The organism is Roseovarius amoyensis, assembly GCF_003260265.1.
GTDB lineage: Bacteria > Pseudomonadota > Alphaproteobacteria > Rhodobacterales > Rhodobacteraceae > Roseovarius > Roseovarius amoyensis.
This window is the reverse complement of sequence record NZ_QITQ01000060.1, coordinates 1-3,523: the sequence shown is the minus strand read 5'-3', so window position 1 is coordinate 3,523 and position 3,523 is coordinate 1. Positions and strand designations below refer to the sequence as shown.

General features: G+C 62.9%; 3 protein-coding genes. 1 reads left to right on the top strand and 2 read right to left on the bottom strand.

The window, feature by feature from the left end:
• Positions 1–151: 151 nt before the first annotated feature.
• Complete coding sequence (locus DL899_RS19545; RefSeq protein WP_204355373.1) at positions 152–292, bottom strand: hypothetical protein; 141 nt, start codon at positions 290–292, stop codon at positions 152–154.
• 62 nt (positions 293–354) lie between these two features.
• Here DL899_RS19545 and nusG point away from each other — a divergent pair, with 62 nt between their 5' ends.
• Entirely contained in the window at positions 355–924 is a 570-nt protein-coding gene (gene nusG, locus DL899_RS19010; protein ID WP_239494774.1) for a transcription termination/antitermination protein NusG, read from the top strand.
• Between the two features lie 418 nt (positions 925–1,342).
• Here the strand turns inward: nusG and DL899_RS19005 are convergent, their stop codons facing one another.
• Entirely contained in the window at positions 1,343–3,310 is a 1,968-nt protein-coding gene (locus DL899_RS19005; RefSeq protein WP_111735882.1) for a polysaccharide biosynthesis protein, read from the bottom strand.
• Between the last annotated feature and the right edge of the window lie 213 nt (positions 3,311–3,523).

Genomic DNA, 3,523 nt, shown 5'->3' with positions numbered 1-3,523 from the left:
CAGGTCGGCATCAGCGCTCTTTTCCACGAGCGCGCGCAGGTCCATCATCTGTTTGGTCATCGGGTGTAGTCCTCAGTTCAGGTTGGTGTTCACAACCCGACCCTACCGAGAAACCCGATGGCCACCGCAAGCTACACCACTTCCCGGGACGTCACCCCAGCAGGATCTGCTGATGTGCATGTTCGGCCTTCAGCACCATCTTCTGCTGGCGCGCGACCTCCTTCTGGTAAATCTTGACCAGCGAGTGAGCCGAGTTCGGCAGCTTGGGTCGCGCGCCGGATTTCGGACCCAAGGGGGTTTTGCGCTGAGCCCGCATGGCTCGATAGTGTTCTTCGCAGCTGCAGAAATCATCGGTTGAATCCGCTCGAGTTTGAGCGCATCTTCCGCTCGAACTTGAGCGCAGGAGATTTCATGATTTGCCATGACCGTGGCACCACTTGGTTTCTGGCGCAGATGAAACCCAACAGCCACCGCATCGCCGAACGCAATCTTGCCCGGCAAGGGTTCCGAACCTTCCTGCCGCTGCAGGAGGAAACCAGGCGCACGCGAGGCAAGTTCACCACCCAGATGCGTCCGCTCTTCCCCGGCTATCTGTTCGTGGCTTTCGATGTGAATAGAGGCGGCTGGCGCACGGTCAACTCCACCTACGGCATTACGCGGCTGGTCTCCCTCGGCAAGGAACCCACACCTGTACCGCCCGACCTGATCAGCCAGTTGATGCTGCGCTGTGACCGTGAGAGCGGGCTGATGACGTTGAAGCCGCTCAAGCCCGGTGATGAGGTCACTGTGACCAAGGGCCCGTTTGCGGATTTCGTGGCGACGGTCGAGAGCATCGCCCCGGACCGTCGCATCTGGGTGCTGATGGAGATCATGGGCGGGCAGACCCGGGTTGCGGTCGCCGTGGAGCAGCTCAGGACGGTGTGAGAACGCGTGCCAAGACCGGGAGCGCCGCCAGATACCGTGCTTTCGTGCGCAAACACGACGAGACCATCAAGTTCGACCCTCAGTGCGGTCCCCAGTTTCTCCGACACTCTGACGGCGGAATTGGTTTTCCGGCTCGCCTCGACGTGATGGTTCGTGCGCACATCGCGCCTGACGGCCAGGCAACTTCCGACTGCAAAGACTGCTGGTGCTCACGTCCGATGGCAGGCGGCGCCTGACCCACCTGGACGCGACCGACCACGACGGTACGGTCTGACTTGCGGCCCGGAGATGCGCCCGCCATCGTGTCTAAAGACACGCCGCCGCGGCGACGGCGCGGCCATATGCCCTCTCCGTGAACCCGGCGGAAACCCGACCGCGCCCGGAGCCTGCGTGCGGAGCCCGCGCGCGGTGGTCTTTGTCAGGTCTCGACCAGCATCAGCGGCGGTTCGTCGCATCGGTTGCGCCCGTCACGCCCGGCGGCATTCCAGATCAGGTCATGCACTTCGTTGCCATCGGGCTGAAAGGCCAGCGGCGCCGCGAGGAATATCCTGCGGATTTCGGGCACGTCGAAGGCCTGGCAGGCGCGGGCAAGCCGGTCGAGGTAGTATTCCACCTCGTCGCGGCTCAGCGACACCTCGGTCGCGGTCATGATGCGCGGGTGCTCGGTGCCGCGCGGGTTTGCGCCGATCAGCAGCTCCTCAAAGAGCTTTTCGCCCTTTTGCAGCCCGATGATACGTATGCCGATATCGCCGTCCTCGCCGCCTTGGCCACCCTGCTCGTCGATGACATAGGGCTTCAGCCCATGGAGCCGGATCATGGTCTGTGCCAGATCGAAGATGCGGACGGGTTCGCCCATGTCCAGCACGAAGACGTCCCCGCCCCTGGCCATCGCGCCGGCCTGGATCACCAATTGCGAGGCTTCGGGGATGGTCATGAAAAAGCGGGTGATATCGCGATGCGTCACCGTGACCGGCCCGCCGCGTTCGATCTGGGCACGAAAGCGCGGGATGACCGAGCCCGACGAGCCCAGCACGTTGCCGAACCGCACCATCGAAAAGGTGGTGCGCGGCGCGTCCTGCGCCAGCGCCTGGCAGATCAGTTCGGCCATCCGCTTGGAGGCGCCCATGAAATTGGTCGGGCGCACCGCCTTGTCGGTCGAAATCAGGATGAACTGCTCGACTCCCATCTCGGCCGCAGCCTCGGCGATGACCCGGGTGCCGAAGACATTGTTGCGGATGCCCTCGGCCACGTTTTCCTCGACCAGCACCACATGCTTGTAGGCGGCGGCGTGATAGATCGTCTGCACGCCGAAGCCACGCAGGATGGCGCGCACGCGCCGGGGATTCTGGACTGATCCCAGCACCGGCTCGATACGCAGGCTGCGGCCCGTGCGTTCCAGCGTTTCCCGCAACTCGCCGGTAATGGTGTAAAGGGCGAGTTCCGACACCTCGAGCAGGACCAGCACAGCCGGATCGTGACGGATGATCTGGCGGCAGAGTTCCGAGCCGATCGAGCCGCCGGCGCCCGACACCAGCACCGCCTTGCCGGTGATGTTACGCGCCATCAGGTCGTCACGAGACGGTACCGGTTCGCGGCCAAGCAGGTCTTCGGGCGTCACCCGGCGCAGGTCGCTCATGGTGGTGCGGCCGTCGACGATGTCGGCGATACCGGGGATGGTGCGGATGTCGATGCCAAGCGGCTCGAGGCTGGCGACGATCTTGCGCCGCCGCCCCCGGCCGGCGCTGGGGATGGCCAGCAGGATGCAGCCGACACCCTTGCGTTCGATCAGCCACGGCAACTGATCGGGGGCATAGACCCGTCTGCCCTCGACCCAGTTTTGTTGCAGTCGCGGGTCGTCGTCGATGAACGCCACCGGCGCGAATTCGCGATCGTGCGCCAGCGCGCTCACCAGTTGGCGTCCGGCCTCGCCGGCGCCGTAGACGATGACCGGTTGACGTCGGTGCGGGCGAACCTGGCGCAACAGGCTTTGCATCAGGAACCGCAGACCGCCGGCGGTCACGAAGAGCAGCAGCGCATAGATCGCCGGCACCGAACGCGGCACCGGTGCCACCAGCAGCTGTGCGCTGAGAAAAAGAAACACCGACGAGGCGAACACCCCGATCAGGATCTCCTGCAGGACGTGGCCATTGATAAAGCGGATGACCGAACGGTAAAGACCCAGCGCATGAAACGTCAGGAGCGTCCCGAGGATTGTTGGCACGATCGTCAGCCAGACCGGGGTACTGGCGAAAAAGGCGTTGCTTTCGAGTCGCAGCGACATCGCCATGACGAAACACACCACCACCAGCAGACTGTCGCACACCATCTGAAAAGCTTGTTTGGTCCGACGGTTGAGCGTCGTCAGCTGGGATAACACTTTATCCATCTGTCCGCTCGCTCCAGAAAATCCAGTCAAAGCAATGCGTAATTCCAGTACATCGCGCCCCAACGAGACTCAACCGTTCCGTGCAACCCAACTTCAACAGTTAAACGCGTAAGTGATTGATATTATTGATGCGGGATATCTGCTTTTGCCACAACCGGGCCGTTTCAGGAGGGTGTTTTCAGGCTCAGTGCATCGAAGAGTTCCAATTGCTCC